This is a genomic window from Natrarchaeobius halalkaliphilus (assembly GCF_003841485.1).
GTDB classification, from domain to species: Archaea; Halobacteriota; Halobacteria; order Halobacteriales; family Natrialbaceae; genus Natrarchaeobius; species Natrarchaeobius halalkaliphilus.
This window is the reverse complement of record NZ_REFY01000005.1, coordinates 19,876-42,290: the sequence shown is the minus strand read 5'-3', so window position 1 is coordinate 42,290 and position 22,415 is coordinate 19,876. Positions and strand designations below refer to the sequence as shown.

General features: G+C 59.4%; 17 protein-coding genes. 7 read left to right on the top strand and 10 right to left on the bottom strand.

Features of this window, described 5'->3' with window-relative positions:
- Positions 1-1,073 precede the first annotated feature (1,073 nt).
- Together EA462_RS12940 and EA462_RS12935 are read left to right on the top strand one after the other, a co-directional pair.
- A complete protein-coding gene (locus tag EA462_RS12940) occupies positions 1,074-2,090 on the top strand; it encodes a hypothetical protein (protein WP_243641419.1) in 1,017 nt (338 codons plus the stop codon).
- 251 nt (positions 2,091-2,341) lie between these two features.
- The gene (locus EA462_RS12935; protein ID WP_165872066.1) at positions 2,342-2,545 is read left to right on the top strand and encodes a hypothetical protein; all 204 of its coding nucleotides are present in this window, start codon (positions 2,342-2,344) and stop codon (positions 2,543-2,545) included.
- A 518-nt stretch (positions 2,546-3,063) separates the two neighbouring features.
- On the opposite strand, the gene EA462_RS12930 is transcribed toward EA462_RS12935, so the two are convergent.
- Complete coding sequence (locus EA462_RS12930; RefSeq protein WP_124179001.1) at positions 3,064-3,708, bottom strand: YIP1 family protein; 645 nt, start codon at positions 3,706-3,708, stop codon at positions 3,064-3,066.
- 350 nt (positions 3,709-4,058) lie between these two features.
- Between EA462_RS12930 and EA462_RS12925 the strand changes: the two genes are divergently transcribed.
- Together EA462_RS12925 and EA462_RS12920 are read left to right on the top strand one after the other, a co-directional pair.
- A complete protein-coding gene (locus tag EA462_RS12925; protein WP_124179000.1) occupies positions 4,059-4,769 on the top strand; it encodes a hypothetical protein in 711 nt (236 codons plus the stop codon).
- 203 nt (positions 4,770-4,972) lie between these two features.
- Entirely contained in the window at positions 4,973-5,794 is an 822-nt protein-coding gene (locus EA462_RS12920) for an inositol monophosphatase family protein (protein WP_124178999.1), read from the top strand.
- Positions 5,795-5,842: 48 nt separating this feature from the next.
- On the opposite strand, the gene EA462_RS12915 is transcribed toward EA462_RS12920, so the two are convergent.
- Complete coding sequence (locus tag EA462_RS12915; RefSeq protein ID WP_124178998.1) at positions 5,843-8,008, bottom strand: ABC transporter ATP-binding protein; 2,166 nt, start codon at positions 8,006-8,008, stop codon at positions 5,843-5,845.
- A gap of 135 nt (positions 8,009-8,143) precedes the next feature.
- On the opposite strand from EA462_RS12915, the gene EA462_RS12910 reads away from it, so the two are divergent.
- Positions 8,144-8,353 carry a hypothetical protein gene (locus EA462_RS12910; protein WP_124178997.1) on the top strand — a complete coding sequence of 70 codons (210 nt, stop codon included), beginning with the start codon at positions 8,144-8,146 and terminating at the stop codon, positions 8,351-8,353.
- 11 nt (positions 8,354-8,364) lie between these two features.
- Here the strand turns inward: EA462_RS12910 and EA462_RS12905 are convergent, their stop codons facing one another.
- The 4 genes from EA462_RS12905 to EA462_RS12890 form a co-directional block, all read right to left on the bottom strand.
- Positions 8,365-9,150 carry a sugar phosphate isomerase/epimerase family protein gene (locus EA462_RS12905; RefSeq protein ID WP_124178996.1) on the bottom strand — a complete coding sequence of 262 codons (786 nt, stop codon included), beginning with the start codon at positions 9,148-9,150 and terminating at the stop codon, positions 8,365-8,367.
- Between the two features lie 129 nt (positions 9,151-9,279).
- Positions 9,280-10,362: an ABC transporter permease gene (locus tag EA462_RS12900; RefSeq protein ID WP_124178995.1), complete on the bottom strand. Its 1,083-nt coding sequence runs from the start codon at positions 10,360-10,362 to the stop codon at positions 9,280-9,282.
- A 7-nt stretch (positions 10,363-10,369) separates the two neighbouring features.
- Positions 10,370-11,362: an ABC transporter permease gene (locus tag EA462_RS12895; protein ID WP_124178994.1), complete on the bottom strand. Its 993-nt coding sequence runs from the start codon at positions 11,360-11,362 to the stop codon at positions 10,370-10,372.
- 71 nt (positions 11,363-11,433) lie between these two features.
- Complete coding sequence (locus EA462_RS12890) at positions 11,434-13,266, bottom strand: ABC transporter substrate-binding protein (protein ID WP_165872065.1); 1,833 nt, start codon at positions 13,264-13,266, stop codon at positions 11,434-11,436.
- A 317-nt stretch (positions 13,267-13,583) separates the two neighbouring features.
- Between EA462_RS12890 and iolM the strand changes: the two genes are divergently transcribed.
- The gene (iolM, locus tag EA462_RS12885) at positions 13,584-14,738 is read left to right on the top strand and encodes a scyllo-inosose 3-dehydrogenase (RefSeq protein WP_124178992.1); all 1,155 of its coding nucleotides are present in this window, start codon (positions 13,584-13,586) and stop codon (positions 14,736-14,738) included.
- 62 nt (positions 14,739-14,800) lie between these two features.
- Here the strand turns inward: iolM and EA462_RS12880 are convergent, their stop codons facing one another.
- The 3 genes from EA462_RS12880 to EA462_RS12870 form a co-directional block, all read right to left on the bottom strand.
- On the bottom strand, positions 14,801-17,362 hold the full coding sequence (locus tag EA462_RS12880; RefSeq protein WP_124178991.1) for a methyl-accepting chemotaxis protein: 2,562 nt from the start codon (positions 17,360-17,362) through the stop codon (positions 14,801-14,803).
- Between the two features lie 76 nt (positions 17,363-17,438).
- Complete coding sequence (locus tag EA462_RS12875) at positions 17,439-19,175, bottom strand: thiamine pyrophosphate-binding protein (RefSeq protein WP_124178990.1); 1,737 nt, start codon at positions 19,173-19,175, stop codon at positions 17,439-17,441.
- A 64-nt stretch (positions 19,176-19,239) separates the two neighbouring features.
- Entirely contained in the window at positions 19,240-20,250 is a 1,011-nt protein-coding gene (locus tag EA462_RS12870; RefSeq protein ID WP_124178989.1) for a TIGR03557 family F420-dependent LLM class oxidoreductase, read from the bottom strand.
- Between the two features lie 122 nt (positions 20,251-20,372).
- On the opposite strand from EA462_RS12870, the gene EA462_RS12865 reads away from it, so the two are divergent.
- Positions 20,373-21,188, top strand: coding sequence for a sugar phosphate isomerase/epimerase family protein (locus EA462_RS12865; RefSeq protein ID WP_124178988.1), 816 nt, complete (start codon positions 20,373-20,375; stop codon positions 21,186-21,188).
- A gap of 110 nt (positions 21,189-21,298) precedes the next feature.
- Here the strand turns inward: EA462_RS12865 and EA462_RS12860 are convergent, their stop codons facing one another.
- The gene (locus EA462_RS12860; RefSeq protein ID WP_124178987.1) at positions 21,299-22,399 is read right to left on the bottom strand and encodes a Gfo/Idh/MocA family protein; all 1,101 of its coding nucleotides are present in this window, start codon (positions 22,397-22,399) and stop codon (positions 21,299-21,301) included.
- Between the last annotated feature and the right edge of the window lie 16 nt (positions 22,400-22,415).

Here is a 22,415-nt window from a genome sequence, read left to right as displayed (position 1 = left end):
GACGCGGTTCACCGAATCAAACTCCAGGCGTGCGATAAGAGATGCGATAGCTCAGAACGGATACGCCAGCGAACACCCGTAGCGTGAGATACTCGGTTGCACAAAATGCGATGGAATCATTCCGAGCGGATCGGTTAAACGGGTTTGCGTTCGACGAGTGAGTGTGTGAGAAAGCCCAGTGGTTTGGAAGGGCCGAACGTAGTTTTCGACTGATCGAGTGAATGGGATTTGAGAAAGCTGCTGTCGTCGCACCTTGATCTTGTAGTATCAACTGCAGCGATCTACATACTAATCGCACAGTCCACGGTTCCCGCTCGTGTCACTCGCTCACGGGTCGTTCCTCCCCGTTCGCTTATCCGCGGTTCTCGCTCGTGTCACTCGCTCCGAACCGCGCTCGCTCCGAACCGCGCTCGCTCCGAACCGCGCTCTGGTCGTGTGAGCATCCCCTCCAAAACGTACAGTGGCGACGATGGTATCGAGAAGTTCGATATCCGTATTGACAAGGAAAGAGGATGGCCTGCGAGAGTGGTTATACACGCATACGGCTGTAATTCCACAAACACGTTGGGCGTCTGGAGATCGGCACAATAAGCTCGGTGTACGAGATCCGTTCCGCTCAGATCCCACAGACACGACGAATCGCTACGCCATCCCCACTGTTCGGGAGGGGCGAACAACCATCGCGAACACGAGGTGTACTGATCGTAGTAGACGGATCCCGTCACCGAGTGTAACAGCAAACGGTATCACCAGACCCAGATCAGCGTGTTCTTCGGGACACAGAAGCGCTCGAAAGAGTGGGACGGTTTGTTCGCAAGAAGCGAACACTCTGGTTCAGAGGTGGTGATTCGTATCTAACAATTAATTACTTATCACTGGGATTCGTTCCATGACAGTACCGATTAAACATCAACTCAACATACTCCCGCGCGGTAGCGTTTCAGGCGTCTACCGGTGATCGGGATGAGTAGGGGTACGGAAATGCGAAAACTTATATTTGATACGCAACGAGGTGAGATATGGATTTCACTCATCCATACGAAGAAGTAGACTGGTCTAATTCTGAGCACCACTTGGCACAATTTCACGTTCACGAGCCAAGAAACGAACTCAGTGCAGACACAGCGAGACACGAACCGGACGTCGCGCTCGAGGGAGTTCCGATCGATCACATCGGAAAGAACGATCTCTCGGAGGCCTCGAGTCCGGGCGTCCTGATTCAGAAGTACCGAAACGCGGGTTACACGGTGTTTTCGCTCACGGAACACGAATACCAGGTCGACGGAAAGAAGTACAAACGGGTACCCTACGACGAAGTCGACGCGGATCTGGACAAGATGAGCTGGCCGTGGTCGCAGTGGGGCGTCGACGCGGACGAACTCGGAATGGTCGCACTGCAGGGTGGCGAAATCCGTGGTGACGTAGAAGGTGTCGAGAAACTCCACGATATCGTGAGTCTGGACAACGACCTCGGTCACGGCAAGGACCAGTCCGTCGAAACCGTCCTCGGAGAAGTCGAAGACCGTGGTGGTATTACCTTCCTCGCACACCCGAGTAAGTATACGGCCACGGAAGACTGGGAACTCTATATCCCGGTACTCGAATCGTCGGACGCGCTGCTCGGTCTCGAAGTGTTCAACGGCGACGACCGCGCGCCGTCTCGAGAGCTCTGGGATAAGTTACTGACTCACTTCGGAAGCGACCGACCGATCTGGGCCTCCGGTGGGGACGACTATCACGCGAGAGCACGAGAGCGCTACGACAAGCGATTCAACCGCTCGAGGACGGTTATCCTCGTTCCAGAGCTGTCCAAACAGAACGTCACTGACGCGCTCCGTGATGGGAAAAGCTACGTCCAGTACAACGGAGACGCACAGGCACCGTTTATCGAATCGATCGAGTCGACCGAAAACTCGATCACGATCACCGCACCCAGTGCACACGAGATTACGTGGATCGCTGACGGTGAAGCGGTCGCGACCGGCGAAACCGTGGTTAGCGAGACGCTCGACGATCCCGCATACGTGCGTGCTGAGCTCTCCGGCCGAGGCGGTTCGATCACGGCTACGCAACCGTTTTACCTGCGATGAAGGTTACCACAATCGGACGGCGAATGTGACGAACTGTGGTATCGGTTTCCCAGGTCAACCGCAGAATTGGACGTGGGTGTAACGGAAACGGCGGCACATAATTCGGGACGAACTCACGAGCAATCCAATATAACACACGATTTTCGAAGCGGACTCTGACGGGAGATTCGACGGGATCAACAACGTAACCGGATAGCGGGATCGGTCTGTTCCCAAAGAGCTATTTGTATCGGTTTCCCATACTCTCGACAATGTGGGTAATCACACGCTCTATGCTTCGGCCGTTGTTCGCGATCTGTGTATTGATATTGCTCCTGCTCGGGTTTTCGTTTCTGTTTATCGAGCCAGGAAGCGAATCGTACGTTATCGCGGTGTTTACGCTCGTTCCGGTCGTACTGGTAATGGTCGCGATCGTTATCCTGCTCGTGCTCGGCTGGGACTCACACTGGGACTAGCGTCATCGGTCGGGACACGGTAGCCACCGAGGGGTACTGACTGGTCCGCCGACGGACACCGTGCAATCAGCTGGTAGACAGTCAACGGTTGCTATCGTCACCACTGCACGTCAATGCACACCAGACCGCACGACGGGAGCGCGGTTCGGAGCAAGCGCGGTTCGGAGCGAGCGCGGTTCGGAGCGAGCGCGGTTCGGAGCGAGTGACACGAGCGAGAACCGCGGATAAGCGAACGGGGAGGAACGACCCGTGAGCCAACGGCACGAGCGAGAACCGCAAACTATGTGGTCTGGTGTAAATCGGTGTAGTTATCACTATATCACACACGTATCATCCGCAGAAACGGGCAATTGTGAGTCAGTTCCGGCGTGAGAACTACCGATAGTGACGGTGACGCCGGTAACTCGGCACAGCAGTCCCACGAAAGATGCTGTACGGATCGATCAGTATCGATCGAGTGTCGGACGCGAATCGTAAACGCGAGAAAATAAGCCGAGACGACAATCGGGATGTGAGATTTACGGTCCCGGGAGAATTCCGTAGATAGCGAGGAACCGGTACAGAACGTAGAGAGCGAGTGGAACGCCGACCGCGATCGTCGCATTTCGTTTATCGAGATCGCAGGCAGTCTTCACGCCGTTCACCCAGATGTACGCACTGATAAGCAGTACACCGCTTCCGAGGAGCGTCGCGCCGACGAGGTACGGATCACCGACGGCCTGTGCCTTGTAATCAGCGAGGAGTTCCCACTCGGCTTCGATTCCCTGGAGATCGTACTCGAGGAGGGTTGCATCGCGAAGCGCGTAGTAGTAACCAGCTCCCCAGACGAGACCGGCGATGATGAACGGTGGGAGGCCCCATCCTGCGACCCGAATCACGTGACCCAGAAGCGGCTTTCCACCGAGGGCGATCCCCATCGCCCAGAACGCGACGATGAAATAGATCCAGATGATGAATCCCTCGATGACGCGGAACATACCCCAGATGATGAGTGCGTCGATAACGCGAAGGAACTCACCGCCCAGTTGAACACGGATGAGCCACGTTTGTGAGAGCAACGCAATGCCGACGAGAACTGCGAACAGCGATGGAATCCACAATCGGCCGGTTGCCGCTTTTTTCCGGAGAAACCCCTCTGGGTCCGTTACGAAGCCTGTTGCCATACCGTACACTCTACGTTCATATTATTTAAATTGTAGGGCTATGCGGTCACGGGTCTGAGGAGCGAGCGCGGTTCGGAGCGAGCGCGGTTCGGAGCGAGCGCGGTTCGGAGCGAGTGACACGAGCGAGAACCGCGGATAAGCGAACGGGGAGGAACGACCCGTGAGCCAACGACACGAGCGAGAACCGCGAAAATCAAGCGGAAGATACGAGTCGGGACATCGACGTGAGCAAAAACGCAGACTGAGCGACGGATATGTACTCGAGGAAGTCGGGACGATAGTTACCGATCCATAAAGCCGGGTCAATACGACCAAAAATTTCATTACATAGCTGGACCATCCCTAGACCAATGAGTCCGCTGTTGACCCAGAATCAGCCGTCCAGTTCGGGCGTGATGGGAACGATTCGCAACAATCCAGTGTATCGAATCCTCGATAAGATCAGAAGTTCTGCCGCGTTGACAATCACGTTCTGGGGGGGAGTGATGACGCTTATCGCCTTCGTCATAGGCGATGGCGTCTGGGCAGGGATCGCTGGCATCTGGGGATTGTCGCTTCTGGTTTTCGGAGCGTGTTGGTACGTGGCGGCGATCCGGTACGTCAAACCAGACAGACCGGAGGAGACGAACGGAGATGCCACCGAAGGCGGCATTGATTGGGGTCGAGTTGGAACGGTAGTTGGAGCGTCGAGTATCTTCGGTGTGTACATGGCGTACGTGACGAGCGGGATCGGTCTGGAACTCGTCGTCTTGCCCGTCGCCTTCGTGGCGGCAGCCGCGTTTCTGTATCGTCAATCGACCACGCTCGAGACGCTGGGATACGGGATGTACGTTCTCGGACTCTCCGTGTTCGTAACGCCGCTGGTGTTCCACTTCGGAGCGATTCCACAGAGCGCATACGACGCTGGGATTCAGATCGACCACATGCTCGCACTGGGGAGTATCCTGTTCATGTTCACGTTGATCGCATTCCTCCTCTCTCTGATGGGCTACTTCCTCAATAACCGTGCCCAGAAGAAATCCGATCAACAGCGGCTGAAATCACGAATGGGCTTCGACTGATACGGTTTGCTGTGACTTTTTACCGGAGCGACCGCAGGACGGCTCGCGGTCGCTCCGGTAACGACTTACAGTAGACCGGATGAGGGCGGTACTTTTCGTCGGAAATTCGTGGTTCGCAGGCCGCGTCGTGACGTTCTCGCAGATCCGGGCAGGGAAACACTTACACTGGTTCATCGTAATCTCTCGGACAGAGTGTTGCCAGAATGATCGACGACGAGTATCTTCAGACAGCGGTCGATGCGGCCGAAAAGAGTGCGACGATCCTCTCGGAGAACTTCGACACCGAGTTCGACGTCGAACACAAGTCTCCGACTGATATGGTGTCGGAGATCGACATCAAGTGCGACCGGGTGATAAAAGAGCACATTCGGGAGCGACATCCGGATCACTCGTTTTTCACCGAGGAATCCGGAGCGGACGGTGACGGATCCTACCGGTGGATCGTCGATCCGCTCGATGGAACGCACAACTACGTGAACTCGTTTCCGTACTATTGCGTCACGATCGCCCTCGAGATCGACGGGGAGATTCACGCGGGCGTGATAAACCGCCCGGAGATGAACGAGGTGTATACGACGGTCCGGGGGAAAGGAGCCTACTGCAACGGAGAGGAAATCGCGGTTTCTGACACCGAACGACTGACGGGGGGGTTTCTCGGGATGGGAATCTCGCCGCCGGCCGCGACCGACGAGGAGTTCCTCGAGTTGTTCAAGCGACTCATCGGAAACCCGGTGCGGACGGAGGGAGTCAGACGACTCGGCTGTGGGGCGGCAGATCTCTCGCTCGTCGGTCAGGGAACGCTCGACGGCGTGTTCGACAAGTACACGTCGCCGTGGGACGTCGCCGCGGGAACGCTACTCGTCGAAGAGGCCGGCGGGACGGTGACCGACCTGAACGACGAGCCGCTCGATTTCAGTGCCGGCGAACGAGAGCTTCACATCGTCGCAACGAACGGCGAGATCCACGATGCGATCCTCGATCAGTACGAACGCGCATCGAATTCGGTCGCGGTGAAGCGAGAATAAACCGCCAATCAACGGATTTTCCGGGATGTCAGAGTCGAAGGTGTCGAGTTATTCCTCGAGTTCGACGCCCTCCACGGGCTCGCTGTCCCAGTATTCGTGTTCCTCGTCGACGCGGAAACACGCCGCGTTTCGCTCTCCGGTTTCGTCGTCACACATCATCGACGGCTTTTCGCTGGTACAGATCTCGCGGGCGTACTGGCATCGCGTATGGTATCGACATCCCGACGGCGGGTTCGTGGCGTCGGGGACGTCGATCGTCCGCATCGGCGCATCGTCGTTGTCGAGCGACATCGTCAGCTCGGGAGTGGCCCAGCGTAGCGCTTGCGTGTACGGATGCTGTGGGTCGTGAATGACTTTCTCCGGTGGACCGACCTCGATCAGTTCGCCAAGGTACATGACGCCGATACGTCCGCCAGTTCGACCAGTGATGTATCGTGCGTTCGCGAGACTGTGCGAGACGAACAGGAACGACGTATCGAACATGTCCTGAAGCGAGATCATGAGGTTCATCATCTCGACCCGGAGCGAGACGTCGAGTGCGCTCACCGGCTCGTCAGCGAATATCAGCTCCGGATTCATCGTAAACGCTCGAATGAGTGCGACGCGCTGTTTCTCGCCGCCGCTGAGCTGGTGTGGATACCGATCGATGTAGTCCTCCGGTGGAGACATCCCGACTTGCTCGAGCAACGTCAGGATGATGTTTCGGCGTGCCTCTTCGCTTTTGTCGCGATGCCAGCGCTTGAACGGATCGGCCAGCAGCGATTCGACGCGTCGGTTCGGATTGAGCGAGCTCGCGGGATCCTGATGGATGATCTGGAGGGACCGCCGGATATCGCCCCACGGAATATCGATATCACCGAGCCGTTTCCGTGCCATCCAGATGTCCTGGCCTTTGAACTCGACCGTTCCCCCGGTCGGCTCCTGGATCCCGACCGACGTTTTGCCGAGCGTGGATTTCCCACAGCCGCTCTCCCCGATCAACACGAAGACGTCGTTGTCCGAGATGTCGATCGAGATCCCGTCGACGGCACGAACCGTCTGTGGCGGATCGAAGAACTTCCCAAGAATACCGCTGCCACCGTCCTCGAAGTGGACCTCGACGTCGTCCATCGAGAGGATCGTTTCGCCGGACTGCTTTCCGCTCGCGAAGTCGGTACTCGCCTCGGCGGCCTTCGTGAGGTCCAGAGGGACCGCATCAGCCGCATCCTCCCAGTGATGACACGAAACTTCCTGTTCGCCACCCGCGTCGTAGAACTCCGGGTCCTCCGCTTCGCAGAGATCGGTCGACAGCGAACAGCGTGGGTGGTACGAACATCCGGCCGGGACGTTGACCGGATCTGGCGCGTTCCCTTCGATCGGCTGCATCTCGTCGAGTGGCATCTTCAGATTCGGTGCCGACTTCAACAACGCGCGGGTATACGGATGGACAGAGCCGGTAAGAATATCCATCGACGGACCGACCTCGATAAATTCGAACGCATACAGAACCGCGAGGCGATCGGTCATTCCGGCGATCAGCGGAAGGTCGTGAGTGATGAAGACGATCGTCAGATCGTATTTCTGCTGAATGTCTTTGAGCAGCGAGATAATAGATTGCTGCATCAAGAGATCGAGTGCAGCCGTCGGCTCGTCCATGACCAGCACCTCCGGCTCCAGTACCAGGCTGAGCGCGATCAACGCCCGCTGGGACATGCCGCCGCTGAGTTCGTGAGGGTAGGACTCGAGAATGCGATCGGGATCGAGGTGGAGGTCGACGAGTAGGTCCCGCGCTCGCTCTAACCCCTCTTCGACGTGGGCATCGTGAGCGACCAGCGTCTCGACAAAATGGGTTTTGATGGTTCGAACCGGGTTAAACGACGTCATCGCACCCTGGAACACCATCGAGACGTACTCCCAGCGGAACTCTCTGAGCTCTTCTTCACTGAGGTCCGTGACGTCGAACGGCGTGCCGTTTTCGGGGTTGTATATCACGTCACCGCGGAGTTCACCGGGTTCGACGATCGCATCGAGGAGCGCCGAGGCGAACATCGATTTCCCGGATCCGCTCTCACCGACGACGCCGAGGATCTCGTTTCGCTGGAGATCCATACTCACGTTGTCGAGGACCCGTGATTCACCACGACTCATATCAAAGCTGACGGTCGCATCACGCACACTCATAATGACGTCCTCATCGAGGGACTGATCAGTGTGGTCTATTGCAGGCTGTGACATCCTAACAAGGTATCTGCTCTCGATCATTATATTCTTACCGTTCCAGACACGCCACTCGCCACTGGTTCGATAGGTCGTTCGAGGCACGGGCATCTCGGTCGACAAGATTTAGGGGGTGCCCCGGCATGTGGACGTATGCAAATCACGTGGGCGAGCGTGTCCGTGCTGTTGTACAACTACGGTGTCGTTCTGAGTGCAGCCTACATCACGATGGCATACGGGATCAACGATCGGGTAACGATCCTCCTGTTAGCGTTCGTCTTCGCCGTCTTCTGGACGGTCTACTTCGAGATCAGCATGGTCGACAAGATCGTTCCGAGCGACGGCTCCGAAGAGAAAAGCTGAACCATCGGATATTATATGAGTTCGTCCAGCTTCTCCTTTCCCAGTCGGATGAAATCGAAGTCGTGAGTTTTGACCTCTGTCGTCATCGTCCCGTCCCATCCGCCCTCCAACAACGACGCAAAGATCGACTCGAAATCGATCGTACCCGAACCGAACGGAAGGTGTTCGTCCGCCCTCCCACGGGTGTCGTTCAAATGAACGTGGGAGATGCGACCGGCGTGTTGACCGGCGAACGTCGCGATCTCCGGCGAGCTGTAGCCGTTGACCCGTGCGTGTCCCGTATCGAGCGTGATCGAAGCGGACGTACGCTCGAGTAGCTGTGGGAAATCAGCGAGCGTTGGATACCGCCTCGAGAGGTTTTCGTAACACACTTCGACGCCGTGAGTTCGACCGTATTCGCTAAGGGAGTCGAGAACGGCGAACAGCTCTCGTTCGGTGTCGTCCGCGAGATGAGTCTCCGGTGCTTCGAGGTGGAGAACGGCTTTCGACGCGCCGATCGCACTCGCCGTCTCGATGGACCGCTCGACGTTCTCGAACGCGGTGGTTCGGCGGTCTTCGCGGGCGGAGGCGACGCAGACGATGTCGCGTGGCTTATGCGGCAGATGAGCGACGACGTCGACGCCGGTGTCCGCCGCAGCCTTGCGAACGTCCTCCGATCGGCCGTCGATCTCTCGGCACTCCGCTAACGGGTGGAGTGGAACCTCGAGAAAGTCGAATTCGTACTCGTCTGCCCTTTCGAACGAGGTCTGGAGGTCAGGCTCCGGAAGCGCCTTGAATCCGGTCGGTACTGATGGCATAGTCGGACATCTCGGTGGATCCACTAAGACGTGTCGTTCTTTGGACTAACGTTCAAAAGGGGGAACGATGGGATTCGATCGATCGGTAACGAAACGAAGCGAGAAAAAGTATGATAAGAAAAGCAGTCGTTAGCCGAGCGTCAGGCCTTTGCCACCGACGTCCTCTTCTTCCTCGAGGAGTTCCTCGTCGTCCTTTTTGTGTTTCTCACGGACGCGTGGGTTGAACACCCGGTCGAGCGACTGTGAGAGCAAGATCATACCGATCGAAAGGGCGACGATCGCGATCGACGGAATCAGAATCCAGTGGAGAAGCTGTGGCCGGTACATCGCGCCGTTGTTGTAGGCGTTGCTCAGCATGATTCCCCAGTTCGTGTCACCTTCCGGAAGGACACCGATGAAGTAGAGACCAACTGCCGAGAAGAGGACTGTTCGCATCGCGGAGACGAACCTGATCGTGATGTACGGAGCGAGGTGCGGAATCACGTCCTTCAACAGGATCGTACCGGTGGGAAGACCGATCGTTCGTGAAGCTTCGGTGTACTCGTCGTATCGGATCTGCAAAACCTGTGACCGAACCGCGCGAGCCAGTCCGGCCCAGTACTCGATCGTGAGCAGAATGCCGAGTGCGTACGCGCTTTCGGGCGTGAACACGACGGCGAGAACGATGACGAGCGGGAGACCGGGAATGTTGATGAACACGTCGGTGATCGTACTCAGTACCTTGTCGACCGTGCCACCCTTGTAGCCAGCGACAGTCCCGATGACTGTACCCATGATGATGGTGAACACACCACCTGCAAACATCATTTTCAGGATCATCGGGATCGCGTGGATCGTCTCTCGCATCAGATCCACGCCGTACAGGTTCGTCCCGAGCGGATGTGCCAGCGATCGGAACCACGGAAGCTGGTTCGGCCCGTCACCCATACGAGTGGGCTCGAGGAACAACCAGCCGAGAATGCCGATAATGATGTACGAAGAGAGAATCGAGATGCCAACGAGTGCGCGCCAGTCGCGACGCATGACCTGCCAGGGTTCCCAGAGGTAGATCCGCAGGTATTTTTTCATTTTCTGGGTCGTACCAAAGCTGGTGTCAACGTCGGACTCCGTTTCTAGGACGTCGAGTGGATTCGCAGGGGCACCCGAGCCGTCGGCGACGGGCGTTCCGGTATCAGACGTAGTATCGTTCGTATCGGTATGTTCTCTGGACATTGTTGTGCTATAGCTCCTCGTTTTCGGTCGTTACTCGGGGATCGATCTTGGGATAGGTGAGGTCCGCGAGGAAGAGGGCGATCACGACCGCGATGGTGATCACCATGAAACAGCCCATCATGAGCGGATAATCACGCGTATCCACGGACTCGACCATGAACCACCCCATGCCGTGATAGCCGAAGATCATCTCGAGGATGATCACGCCGCCGAACATCTGGCCGATCTTGATCATGAAACTGGTATACATCGGCAAAACGGCGTTCCGGAGAACGTACTGGCTAATGATCGTGTTGTTGGAGAGTCCACGAAGGCGTGCAACTCGGAGGTAATCCGATCCGAGGACACGGATACTGTTTCCACGCATCGATAACGAGGCGATCGATCCCGCGAGAATCATCGAGATGGTCGGTAACGCCGCGTGATGGATGACGCTCCCCATGAACGCCAGGTTGAATCCATGTTCGACGTTTCCGACTCGCCCCGAGGTCGGAAAGATGCCCGTTCGGTACGAGAGGAAGATCAACAGGAAGACGGCGAAGATATAGTAGGGGATCGATCCAGCGACCATCCCGTAGGTCGTGAGACCGACGTCGATCTTTCCACCCTCGTAGTACGCCATCAGCGAGCCGAGGATAATCCCAACGAAGAATCCGATAAAGAGGGACCAGCTCACGATAAACAGCGTCCAGGGGATCGCTTCAGCAACGATCTCGTTGACGCTTCTGCCGTACCAGATGGACTGGCCGAGGTCTCCCTGTAACGTCGCGAGCATGTAATCCCGGTAGGCGATGTGTATCGGATCGTCGGGATGAATATTGATGAATTGTTGGATCGCCGCTTCGACCTCTGCCGAACTCATATCCGTCTCATCTTCCAGTCGTGCTCGGAGAACCCCGATCGCGCTCCCAGGTAACATTCGTGTTAGAACGAATGTGAGCGTAATCACGACATAGACGGTCAACAACATCTGTATCGTCCGTTGCAAGTACCAGTTCATATGCCTTTAGTCAGTGTAAATCGTAGAGTTTAATACTTATACGTTGTGGTACGGGACAGCGTGTCCCGTGGCTACTCTTCGCGTGCCCAGACCGTCGTTTCCGGCGATCGGATACCGTGGCTCGGTGCCGTGTCGATGTGGTTCAGCGTGCTGTCGCCGTCGATCGAAAACTGATCGTTGCGGATCGCTCCGGGCTCGGTCCGACCGAGGCTGAAGAATCGACCGCAGAGCCAGTTCCACGCCCACGAGGCTTCGACGTAGTACTGACCCCACTCTTCGATCGGTGCGTCCGCCGGGAGCGAGGCGTGCTCGTCCCAGGCTTCCATGTAGTCCCAGCCGACGATTTCGCCGTCCCAGTCGTTGACCTCCGGAACGGGAAGCGGGTTGGACCAGTGAATACGGTCCTCGTACGTCTCGATCTCGGGACCGCTGGCGTGATCGCCAACCGTTTCACAGGAACTCGTGTTGACCTTGATGTCGAACGTCCCGTTCTCACGGCGTTCGGACTCGGTCGCGGAGTCCACTGGGAAACGATCGACGGACCAGCCGAAGTCCTCCATCCACTGACTGAGCAACTGGGAGATGTCGGCACGAATGTCCTGACGCGAGAGGATCTCGATGTGAGCCTGCTCGCCCGCGTCGACGTGGTAGTCACCGTTCTCACAGATGACCATCTCCTCGTCCTCGTCGTAGTAGTAGTTGTCCGAGTCGTTGACACGCTCCATCGCGGTATCGATGTCGTGTTCCCGGTTGACCAGATCGAGGTCGTGGATCATGTCCTGGAACTCCTGGGGCTGTTCCCGAAGGGTTCCCTCGGGGATCGGATGCTCGGGTTCTTCGAGCGGACTCCAGATCTCACCGAAGATTGCCGACCACTCGTCTCTGTCGACCAGGTAGTTGATCGACTCTCTGATGGCGCGGTCGTAGACGGGACGGTCGTCGCCGGGGACGCCATCACCGTTGTTGAACGTAACGTCCGTTTCACGCTGATTCCCTTCACGGTAGAGCTGGTAGTCGTCGGGCATCAGGTGCATGTCCTCCGGCTCTGGGGGAACGCCGTGACGGGATTCGTCGATTTCGCCCTCGAAGAACGCCATCGCACGGTCGTCGTGGAATTCCCACCTGGTCTCCGTAAAGTTGATCGTGTCCGCGTGTGCGTAGTCCTCGAACCGCTCGAAGGTAACGGACGTGTCCGTGTGTTCTTTGTACTGGAACGGACCGTTGCCGATGGGATAATCACCTTCCTCGGGCGAGTAGATGTCCTCGGTCGTCGTGAAATCGTCGAACAGTTCCGCGAAATCGTCGGATTCCGGATCGACGGAATCCAGTTGATCGTACCAATCACCGGTGATGTTTCGGTTGTCGTACAGAATACCGTATCCTCGCCACGGCATGTCGACCCAGTGTTGCCAGTCCGGTGGGTGATCACCGCTGAAGACGATTCGCGCGGACGTGTCGTCTTCGATGTGGAAGGATTCGATCGGGTGTTCCTCCCGGTCGCCCGCGTTCATCTGCTGCCAGAACATGATGTCGAAGGACATCGCGACGTCCTCCGTCGTGAACTGGTCGCCGTTGTGCCAGTACGAGTCGTAAAACTCGACCCAGGCCTCGTCGCCGTCGATGTCCCAGCTACTGGCCAGTTCGCCGCTGAGTCCACCCTCGAGGTAGTCCCAGACCCACAGCCCCGAGTACAGGTCGTACTGCGTGATCGGGCTGAGCGTAATGCTCCGCGGGTTCCAGCTCATGTCGTCGATGGTCTCGTTTATGCCACGAGTCCACGTCGCGTCGATGATCTCGTCACTATCCGGTTGTTCGAAGCCTTCACCACCACCGTTTCCATTACCGTTTCCAGGATCACCGGAGCCGTCCTCGGCGCAGCCAGCCAGGAACGGCACGGTTGCCATCGCAGCTCCTGTCTTTTTCAGTACCCCTCGTCGTGTATTACCACTGTGGCCTGTCCTCTCAGACATAACAATATGTTCTATATTCGACCATGATAAATGTTGTGATAGGGTGTCACACACAGAGAGGGCGAAATCGTGGAGTCTTACCGGGAATTTTGATGGTTAGGAAAAGGTATTTCAGTTATTATTCAGTCTTCGATCGGAAGTTCGGTCAAAAGTGAACACTATCACAGGCGGTTATCCAACGAAAGAGACCGGACACGAAGTACACTCAGCGAACGACAACATTCAAACGGTCTTGATTCGATGGTACGATTATGCGTGCTCTCGTTGTAGACGCGGATTGGAAACCACAGCCCGAATACGACGTCACGGACAGAGAACAGCAAACGGGCCGAGCGATGAACGCCTCGAAGATCTGGACCGACCCAACGCTCTCGCTCGAGGAACGGCCGCGACCGACCCCGGGTCCGGAGGAAGTGCTCGTCGAGGTTCGATACGCGGGCATCTGCGGGAGCGATCTGTCGATGGTCGCGAGCGGCGACGACGGCTATATGCATTACTCCGCGTACGCGAAGTTTCCGAATACGATCGGCCACGAGTTCTCCGGTCGCGTCGTCGAAACGGGGTCGGACGTCCGTCTCTTCGAGGACGGCGACCTCGTCACCTCGGAGGTGACCGACTACTGCGGGCGGTGTAACGCGTGTCGACAGGGGAGTCCAGGCCACTGTACGTACTTCGAGCAGCTGGGGTTCACCGTACCAGGTGCGTTCGCGGAGTACGTTACCGTCCCGGAGAAGCTGTGCTGGGACGTCTCCCCGCTCCGACAGGCCTACGACGACGAGGATGCGCTTTTGAAAGCGGCGGCGACGATCGAACCCGCGACCATTACGTATCACGGCCTGTTCGGGCGAGCGGACGGAATCCTCCCCGGTGACTACCACGTCTATCACGGGGCGGGACCGATCGGACTTACCGGGATGAACGTCTCCCGCGGCGCGGGTGCGGGCGAGGTGATCGCCTTCGAGCCGTCAGACGAACGGCGTGCCGTCGCACGCGACCTCGGATTCGAGCACGTGTACAACCCGATCGAACGGGATCCAGTCGAAACGATCGACGAGGTGACGGGGGGGGAGGGCGCGGACGTCCACGTCGAAACGGCGGGTGCCGTCCAGCAGACGTACCCCGCTATCGAAGACAGCCTCGCGGAAGGAGCGAACGTCGTTCACATCAGCAACGCCGGATCGGATCCGGAAATCACACTCAGAAAGTACCAGGGATCGGCCGCACAGATCTACGGCTCGGAGGGCCACACCGGTCAGCGTATCTATCCCCGCGTTATCCGGATGATGGCATCGGGCTCCGTCGACAACCTGCCGATCGTGACCACGACCTATCCGTTAGCGAACGCAGAAGCCGCACTCGAACGAGCGTCGGAACGGATCGACGGCAAAGTTCTGCTCGAGATCTGATAACGAACGTCGGTGTCGACACGGTGTCGCGCCCGTCATCCAACCGATCGATTTTCCGCCGGTTATGACGCGTCGTCGGAGAGTGCCGGATCCGTCTCGGACTCGATCGGTTCCGCATCACTGTCCGGGTGAGTCTCCCGTGAGCCGTTACTGGAGAGAACGACGTCGCCGGCGTTCGATTCACGATCTGAGGTCGACGTTCCGTCCACTGCGAAGACGTCGAGGGAGTCGGTCAGTCGCTCGGCCGAATCCGCGAGCGAACGGGCACCCGACGAAAGCTCCGAGACCGCGGTCGTCTGTTCGACGGTCGCCGCGGCCACGCGTTCGACCTCCGCGCTGGTCCGTTCGCTGACGTCCGTTACCTCGTCGGCCATCGTGACCACCTGCTGATTGGCTCGTGCCTGCTCGTCCGTCGCCCGGTCGATCTCGTGAATCCCGTCGTTGACCGCTTCGACCTGATCCGTGACGTCGTCGATCGCCTCGAGGCTGGTTTCGACGGCGTCGACGCTGGCACCGACCTGCGCTCGCATTTCGGTGACGTCCTCGACGGTCTCGGTCGTGGACTGCTGGACGCCGGTGATGAGCGAATCGACGCGCTGGGTCGCTTCGGCGGTTTCCTCCGCGAGGGCTTTGACCTCGCTGGCGACGACGGCAAACCCGTGGCCGGCCTCGCCGGCGCTCGCAGCCTCGATCGACGCGTTCAGCGCGAGCAGGTTCGTCTGTTCTGCGATCTCGTCGATGAGTCCGACGATTTCGTCGATCTCCGCTACCTCGTCGTCCAGCACGACGATCTGTTCTGCGATCCCGTCGATGCGGGCTTCGAGACGATTCATCTCGTCGATGATCTCGCTCGCGCCGCCGGCCGCATCCGCGGTTCGTTCGGATGCCCGGTCCGAGAGCGCAGCCACCTCATCGGACGTCGACGCGATCTCCTCGACCGTAGCCGAGAGATCGTTCATCTCCGTCAGGATGTCCTGGAGTTGGGTTTTCTGGCGATCGGCACCGGTCGAAATCCGGTCGGCGGACGCGCCGACCTCCTCGCTCGCTCGTTCGATCTCGTCGACGCCGGAGGCGACTCGTTCGCTGACGTCATCCACCTCGTCCGCCAGTTCCTGAATCGAGAGGATCGTCCCCTCGAGGCGGTCGAGCATCTCGTTGAACGAGCGAGCGATCTCGCGCATGGCGTCGTTGTCGATGTCTTCGTCGAGTTCTTCCGTGAGGTTTCCGTCCGCCGCGTTCGCCATCGCCTCGCTGACGCGCTCTGCCTGACGTTCGAGACCGTCCGCGAGTTCCTGTGCCTCGCGTCGAGCCGCCTGTGCCTCGCGCTGTGAGCGCTCGATTTCGGTGATGAACTCGGAGAGGTCCGTCCGCATGGTCTCGAGGGCGACGCCGAGGCCGCCCGGAACGTCCCGTTCGAGAATCGGATCGTCGAAGTGCTGGTGTGAGATCGCGTCGGCCTGTCCGGCGACTGTTCGCAGGTACCGCTGCGTATCTGCGAATCCGTTCTGGACGCGACCGAGTTCGTCGGATCGATCGGTGGATTCGATGTCGACCTCGAGATCCCCGTTCGACAGCGCGTTGGCCTGTTCAGCGAGATCGTCGAGGACGGTCGCGGTCGGCCGCCCGATCAGGACACCGACGAGGACGAACCCGAGGAGGGAGACGGTAACGAGCGCCAGCAACGAGGTGAGGACGTCATCCGCGAGGGCATAGGCGTTCGCGTGTGGTGCGTGTGAGACGAGCAGCCAGTCGGTGCCCTCGATGGGCGCGTAGGAGACGATCTCGTCGGTGTCATCGTACTCCATCACTCCCGAGCCGCGAAACGCCTCGGATCCATCGGCGTCCCCGTCGAAGCCCTGTGTCAGGACGGACTCGTTGGTTCCCTCGCGATAGGGCTCGAGAACGACGTCGTCGTCCTCCGCGAACAGGATCGCATCGCTGCCTTCGTCTATGACCTGCGTCGAACCGCCGTCGACCGGGTTGTGAAACATGGACGCGCGGTCCCCGACGTCGATCGTTATCATCACCATTCCGACCGGCTCGTCGTCGGCGTAGACCGGGCTCAAGAACCCGACCAGATACTCCCCGTCCCGATCGAAGGTGTCCGTGTAGGTCGGCTCGAACGATTCGTCGAGGTAACCGATTCCGCGCTCGCGAATCTCGCCGTCGTCCTCGACGTGAACGCTCGCCGTGCCGACCAGCGACCGAACGTCGGTCCCGACCATCTCGTCGTCGGTGCTCCGGGCGATCGTCACGCTCTGGACGCCGACGCCGTACTCGAAGTAGTGGATTCCCTGCGTCGTCTCCGGATGTTCCTCGAGTTCGGCCGCGAGCATTCGTTCGATCTCGTCGTCAGTCCCGGTCGTCAGCGTGTGATGAGCGGCGAGAAGGCGGGTCTTCTGACGGTGATCCTCGACCCAGAGCGCCAGCTCCTCGGCTTCCCCCTCCGCGGTGAGTTGCATGTCCGTTCGGACGTCTTCGGAAAGTGCACCCGAGATGTCGGCGTAGAAAAATAGCGCGACACAGATCGTCACGACCAACACGGCGACGAGAACGAGTCCAAACTTGGCCAGATAGCGTTGCGTGATGCTGTCCGGAACGAACCGCGCGAGTGATGACACCATGGCTACGACGTTATGACAGAGATATGAAACGGAGGATAGATGAACGTTGTGGCCGGTACTGTCGGACGGGGACCGACTACTTCTCGAGGTCAGCCAGGTCCCACTCGCCCGTGATGATCGCTCCGGAATCGGGATTATCCGGCTCCACGATGACTTCGACGAGTGCGGGGCCGTCGTACTCGAGTGCACGCTCCATCGTCTCGACGACGTTTTCGGGTTTGACGACGCGGTCGACGAAGCCGACGTTGAACGACTCGGCCATCTTCACGTAGTCGACGTTTTTCTCCTCGTCGAACGGCGTGTTGAGCACGCGCTCCCAGCCGTACTTGTCGACCTGGAGGTTCCGAATCGATTTCCAGCCGTGGTTGTTGAGGACGAGCCACGTCACGTCGATGTCGTGTTCGACCGCGCACGCGACCTCCTGATTGCTCATCAGGAAGCTCCCGTCGCCTTCGATGTCGACGACCGGTTTGTCGGGTTGTGCCAGCTTCGCGCCGATGGCGGCCGAGACGCCGAATCCCATCGTCGAGAAGCCGCCACAGGAGATGTTCGTTCGTGGTTCGTAGACCGGGAACTGCGGATTGGTCGTCTCCTGTGGTTGGCCCGCACTCGAGACGACGATGCCCTCGCGAGGCAGTGCCTCCCGAAGACCGGCGAGCGCACGCGAGATGCTCATCGGAACGTCGTCTGAAAGACGCTCTTCGACGCGTGCTTCCCACTCCGTCCAGAGCTCCTGGATCTCGTCGTAGTAGTCGTTGTTTTCGGTGCTGACCTCATCGACTCGATCCGAGACGGCGTCGTAAAGTTGCTGAGTGACCACCTTTGCGTCACCGAGGACGCCGACTTCGACGGGGTAGTTCTTGCCGACCTCCTCGTTGTCGATGTCGACGTGGATGAGTTTGCTCGGCGGGATATCGAAGCTAACGCCGGGTTCGAACGACGACGTGTGCAGGTCCGAGAACCGACAGCCGATCGCCAGCACGACGTCCGCGTTGCTCGCGAGTTCGTTACCCGCACTCGAGCCGATCCATCCGGCGTAACCGACGAACAGGTCGTGGTCTTCGGGGATAATTCCCTTCGCCTGAAAGGTCGGGATAACGGGTACTTTCAGGTGTTCCGCGAGGTCCTGTACCTCGTCCCACGCTTCAGCGATCATACAGCCGCCACCGGGAACGATCACCGGATTCTCCGCCTCCGCGAGGAGATCCGCCGCCTCCGCGATCGAGCCCGGATCGCCACCCGGTCGACTGTGTGCCCGGGTCTCTGCGGGATCGGGGATCTCGACGTCGGCCGAGGCTCCCTGGACGTCCATCGGCACGTCGACGTGGACCGGACCCGGCCGTCCCGTAACGGCGATCTGGAACGCGCGCCGCAGGATCCGAGGGAGCCGCTCGACGTCCCTGACGACGAAGCTCCGCTTCGTGACCGGCTCCATGACGCTGGGAAAATCGCCCTGTTTCTGTCGATCGAGTTCCTGGAGGATTCCCTGACCGTACTCGTGAGTCTGTGGCGCGCCCGTGAAGATCACCATCGGAATCGAGTCGACGTAGGCGGTCGCCGCGCCCGTCACCGTGTTCGTCGCGCCCGGGCCGATCGACGTGAAAACGGCGAGCGGATCGCCGCTCGCGCGGGCGTATCCATCCGCTAGATGCGTCGCACCCTGTTCGTGTCGAGGTTGAATAACGTCGACGGAAGAGTCGTTGAACGCATCGAGAAGGTTCGTACTTCCGTGTCCGGGAATCCCGACGAGATACTCTACACCCTCTTTCTCGAGATAGCTGGCGATGATTTCGCCACCAGTCAGTTCAGGCATGTCTCGTTCCATGAATTCGCGCGGCTTCTCATAAAGATTCGGTCGAGCGGTCGTCGTCGGTCGATCAGAGCGACGGAATAACGTCGTCACCCATCACGTCGAACAGCGCCGCCGGATCCGGACTGGTGTTTCCGATGGCGATGCGGTCGAATCCCATCTCCGCGTACTCCTCGAGCTGGGCCGCGATGGTCTCGGGTTCATCAGCGATGAGAAACTTCTCTTCGACCTGCTCGCGCGTCGCCTTCTCACCTTCCCGTTCGATTCGCATCGGGTTCGCCATCGCGCGGTCGAAGACGTTCTGGGTCGTCGCCCACCACGGCCGCGTGGCCTCGAGGGCCGCCTCGTAGTCGGGATCGTACGACGCGATGACGAGTAGCGTGGTCTCGATGGCGTCGGGATCGTTGCCTTCCTCCTCGGCATATCGACGGATCGCAGGGTAGAGCCGATCCGTGTACTCCTCGCCTTTCTTGACCGTGATGAATCCGTCGGCGTACCGGGCCGCCAGACGGGCGGTGCTCGGACCGTTGGCCGCGATGTGGATTTCCGGGGAGCGTTCGGGGTTCGTGTAGAGCTTCGCCTCGTTCAGTTCGAATCGATCGCCGTCGTACGTGACGAATCCGTCCTCACCGATCAGCTCGCTGTCGACCCACTGCTCGTCACCCCACAGCGCGCGGATGATCCTGAGTGACTCCTCGAGTCGGTCGCGTCGTTCGGGGTACTCCGGCCAGTCGAAGCCCAGCGGAGTCTCGTTCATCGCTTCGCCGGTGCTCAGACCGAGGACGACACGCTCGTCGTGCATCGACTGAAGCGTCGCGAACGCCTGGGCGATGATACCGGGGTGATAGTGGCCGGTCGCCGGGGAGACGCAGGTCCCGATCGGGATATCGAGGCGTTCACAGGCAGCTCCGAGCCACGACCACGCGAAGCCGGCTTCGGCGTCGGTGTGGAACCACGGGTGGAAGTGATCTGAAGTCCAGACGAAGTCGTAGCCGGCGTCTTCGGCGAGCGAGGAGTACTCGAGGAGCTCGTTCGGATCGTACTGCTCCTGGTGAGCCATGTAGTCTATGCTGACCATGCTATGTGCCTACTTGCGACGGAGCGGTTAAAATCGTTGTCGTCTCTCGGATCCGTCGTCGGTCCGGAGGACGTTGGCGAGACTCCCCAACATATATCACATCGTACTCGGAAGGGTCCGTCATGGGTATCGGATACACGACGATCCTCTACGACGACGAATCGCTGGCGGACGGTATCGCCGACATCGGTGCGTGTCGGTACGACGGCGTCGAGATTGGCCTCGAGAAGGTACGTGCTGCCGGGCCGGAGCACGTGAGCGCGTGCCTGGAAGAACACGACCTCGAGCTCTACTGCGTGATGAGTGGCTGGTTCGAGTCCGACGAGGACGTCGAGGGGTTCGCTGACGACGCCGCGACCGTTGCCGAGATGGGAGCGGAGTACTACGGGCTCCTTCCGCCACAGCGCGGCGGAACCGACGACGAGACGTTCGCCGGCTGGCTCGAGACGTTCTGTGAGGCGGCCACTGACGCCGGGCTCACGCCGGCACTTCACCACCACGGCGCGACTCACGTCGAACAACCCGACGAGATCGAAGACTGGCTCGCCAGGGGACCGGACTCGCTCGAGCTGCTGTACGACACCGCCCACTACTATCCCTACGCGGATCCGCTCTCTGGAATCGAGCGATTTGCCGACGACATCGCCTACGTTCACGTCAAGGACGTGGCCCCGTCGGCCGACTTCGGAGTCCACACCGACGCGCTCACGTCGGGGGAGTTCCATCTCGACAACGTCATCAACTACTTCCGCGCCTTTACCGACCTGGGCGAGGGCGAGATCGACTTCGACGCAGTCGTCCGTACCCTAGAAGACGTCGGATACGACGGACACGTCACGATCGAGATCGAAAACGAAACCGAGCGACCGCTGGTCCACGCGAAACAGAACTTCGACCGATGGCAGGCGTCACGTCGCTCGCTAACGGACCGACGGTAGTCCGGAAATCGATTTCAGCGCACTCTTTTTGCGACGGGTCGAGAGGTCGAACGAATTAGCCGACCGCCGAGCGACCGCGTTGCGGACGGTCGAATCGTTTCGGTCCCGAACTATCGAATCGCGACCCGACGACCGGTTTCGTCGCTTCGTCGAACCGCGTCGACGATCCGAGCCACCGCGAGGCCGGTCTCGAAATCGGGTTCGAACGTCCCGTCGTCGCGAATCGCGCTCAGGAACTCGTAGTTCTCGTGAACCACCGAGTGCTCCCAGCCCAGACCGTGTCCGGGGGGCCACCATCGATCGACGTACGGATCCTCCGGATCGGTCACGCTGATCGTCCGGAAGCCACGGTCGCCCTCGAGACACACCTCGAGTTCGTTGAGCCGTTCACAGTGGAACCGGGCCGTTCCCCTCGAGCCAACGAGTTCGATGGTGTTCGTGTTCGTGTGGCCCGTCGCGACCCGCGAGCCGTCGAAGATCGCTCGAGCGCCCGAGTCGAACCGGGCGAGAACGCCGTAGGCGTCGTCGGTGCTCACCGTCCGTCGCTCGTCCGTTCCGTCGACCGGCCGGTTATCGATCGTCGTCGTAAGCTGACCGCTGACGGAATCGATCGGCCCGACGAGCCACCGGGCGAGATCGAAGGAGTGTGAGCCAGCGTCAGCGACCCGTCCCGCACCGGCGATCTCGGCGTCGTTTCTCCACGTCCAGGCGTCGGTCGCGTCCGCCTGCCAGTTCTGGAGGAATTGGCCCCGGACGTGGCGGATGGTCCCCAGTTCACCCTCTTCGACGAATTGTTTCAATAGCTGAATCGCCGGGAGGAACCGGTAGTTGAAACCACAGCCGACGACGGCGTCCGAGTCGGCAGCCGTCTCGACCATTCGCTCGCCGGCGGAGACGGACGTCGAAAGCGGTTTCTCACAGAGGACGTGGACGCCCGACTCGAGCGCTTCGACCGTCGGTTCGCGGTGGACGGTCGGCGGCGTCAGGACGTAGAGGACGTCGACCGCAGGGACGACCTCCCGCCAGTCCGTCGTCGATCGGTCGAAGCCAAGTCGGTCGGCGGCGTTCGAGACGCCGTCCGGATCACGGCCGGCGATGATCGTTCGGTCGGTCTCCGGCGCTTCCGGAAAGAACAGCGGTAATCGATTCAACGCGTGTGCGTGTGCCCGGGCCATCATTCCGTACCCGAGAAAGCCAATCTTGAGTGTCATAAGTCACTATCGTCTC

What these genes read in the sequence shown, in the direction of transcription:
- EA462_RS12935 (WP_165872066.1), top strand. Translation starts at nt 2,342, where the DNA reads ATGTGGGTAATCACACGCTCTATGCTTCGGCCGTTGTTCGCGATCTGT.
- EA462_RS12930 (WP_124179001.1), bottom strand. Translation starts at nt 3,708, where the DNA reads ATGGCAACAGGCTTCGTAACGGACCCAGAGGGGTTTCTCCGGAAAAAA.
- EA462_RS12925 (WP_124179000.1), top strand. Translation starts at nt 4,059, where the DNA reads ATGAGTCCGCTGTTGACCCAGAATCAGCCGTCCAGTTCGGGCGTGATG.
- EA462_RS12920 (WP_124178999.1), top strand. Translation starts at nt 4,973, where the DNA reads ATGATCGACGACGAGTATCTTCAGACAGCGGTCGATGCGGCCGAAAAG.
- EA462_RS12915 (WP_124178998.1), bottom strand. Translation starts at nt 8,008, where the DNA reads ATGTCACAGCCTGCAATAGACCACACTGATCAGTCCCTCGATGAGGAC.
- EA462_RS12910 (WP_124178997.1), top strand. Translation starts at nt 8,144, where the DNA reads ATGCAAATCACGTGGGCGAGCGTGTCCGTGCTGTTGTACAACTACGGT.
- EA462_RS12905 (WP_124178996.1), bottom strand. Translation starts at nt 9,150, where the DNA reads ATGCCATCAGTACCGACCGGATTCAAGGCGCTTCCGGAGCCTGACCTC.
- EA462_RS12900 (WP_124178995.1), bottom strand. Translation starts at nt 10,362, where the DNA reads ATGTCCAGAGAACATACCGATACGAACGATACTACGTCTGATACCGGA.
- EA462_RS12895 (WP_124178994.1), bottom strand. Translation starts at nt 11,362, where the DNA reads ATGAACTGGTACTTGCAACGGACGATACAGATGTTGTTGACCGTCTAT.
- EA462_RS12890 (WP_165872065.1), bottom strand. Translation starts at nt 13,266, where the DNA reads ATGGCAACCGTGCCGTTCCTGGCTGGCTGCGCCGAGGACGGCTCCGGT.
- iolM (WP_124178992.1), top strand. Translation starts at nt 13,584, where the DNA reads ATGCGTGCTCTCGTTGTAGACGCGGATTGGAAACCACAGCCCGAATAC.
- EA462_RS12880 (WP_124178991.1), bottom strand. Translation starts at nt 17,362, where the DNA reads ATGGTGTCATCACTCGCGCGGTTCGTTCCGGACAGCATCACGCAACGC.
- EA462_RS12875 (WP_124178990.1), bottom strand. Translation starts at nt 19,175, where the DNA reads ATGCCTGAACTGACTGGTGGCGAAATCATCGCCAGCTATCTCGAGAAA.
- EA462_RS12870 (WP_124178989.1), bottom strand. Translation starts at nt 20,250, where the DNA reads ATGGTCAGCATAGACTACATGGCTCACCAGGAGCAGTACGATCCGAAC.
- EA462_RS12865 (WP_124178988.1), top strand. Translation starts at nt 20,373, where the DNA reads ATGGGTATCGGATACACGACGATCCTCTACGACGACGAATCGCTGGCG.
- EA462_RS12860 (WP_124178987.1), bottom strand. Translation starts at nt 22,399, where the DNA reads ATGACACTCAAGATTGGCTTTCTCGGGTACGGAATGATGGCCCGGGCA.